This is a genomic window from uncultured Polaribacter sp. (genome assembly GCF_947497125.1).
In the GTDB taxonomy this organism is placed as follows: domain Bacteria; phylum Bacteroidota; class Bacteroidia; order Flavobacteriales; family Flavobacteriaceae; genus Polaribacter.
The window spans coordinates 1-201 of the sequence record NZ_CANMFI010000016.1; the positions used below are offsets into that span (position 1 = coordinate 1).

General features: G+C 35.8%; 1 pseudogene. It reads right to left on the reverse strand.

The features are described from left to right. Window positions 1-201 (reverse strand): annotated as a pseudogene (locus tag Q0678_RS11660) (hypothetical protein); the annotation flags it as partial.

The window sequence follows — 201 nt, forward strand, 5'->3', positions numbered from 1 at the left end:
GATTTTTCGAATAGCAAAATTCTCTCCATCAGCAACATATAAATTATTTGCAGCATCAATAGTTATACCGTATGGATTATCAAAACGAGCATCAGTTCCTCTTTCATTAACAAAACCACGTTCTCCAGTCTCACTTCCGGCAAAAACAGTAACCTCTCCTGTAATAGCTACTTTTAATATACGATGCTCATTGTTATCAGC